The 654-nt window shown below is 70.8% G+C and carries 2 protein-coding genes; one reads left to right on the top strand and one right to left on the bottom strand.

The genetic code is table 11. The annotated features are described in order from the left end of the window. A partial coding sequence (locus AC4FQ5_RS19820) for a hypothetical protein (RefSeq protein ID WP_491146322.1) occupies window positions 1-271 on the top strand: 271 nt, incomplete at its 5' end. Between the two features lie 155 nt (window positions 272-426). On the opposite strand, the gene AC4FQ5_RS19815 is transcribed toward AC4FQ5_RS19820, so the two are convergent. Next, window positions 427-654, bottom strand: a 228-nt coding sequence (locus tag AC4FQ5_RS19815) for a S4 domain-containing protein (protein WP_491146320.1), incomplete at its 5' end; no start/stop codon positions are given.

Here is a 654-nt window from a genome sequence, read left to right as displayed (position 1 = left end):
ATGGGAGATCCTCGAGCAGGATCACGCGAGCGTGCTGGCCCTGTCGGTGCGCGCCGACACGGGGCACCTCATCACGCTGCACAACCTCGCGTCGGAGGCGCGGACCGTGTCCTTCACCGCCTCGGACGCCGACGAGGAGACCCGGCTCGTCGATCTCTTCCACGGTGACGTGCTGCTCCCCGACGAGAAGGGCGCGCTCGAGGTCCCGCTCGACGGCTACGGCCACCGCTGGTTGCGCGTGGTGCGCTCGGGCGACAAGCGCCTCACCTAGCCCCTCGCGTCGCCTAGCCCTCCCCTTCACGGTGTTTGCGTACGCGACGGGCAACCGCGCGTGTTATTTCAGCCGCGGATGTCCGTTGCGTACGCAGATGGGAACGGGAACGGGGGCCGTTGGACGGAGGGCGACGAACGCCGCTCCGACCCCGGTCAGGCGGTGAAGACGCCCGCGAGCGAGCGCTTGCCGCGGCGGACGACCGCGACGCCACCGGGGAGGACGGGGGAGAACGTCGCGTTCTCGTCCGAGACCTTCTCGTTGTCGACGTAGACGCCGCCTTGCGCGAGAGCGCGGCGCGCCTCGCTCAGGCTCGACACGAGTCCCGTCTCCACGAGCAGCGGCAGGATCGGCGCACCGGGAGCCGCCGAGACGTGCGGCAG

Source organism: Chryseobacterium sp. DT-167, assembly GCF_058310155.1.
This window is presented reverse-complemented; position numbering and strand designations above follow the sequence as displayed.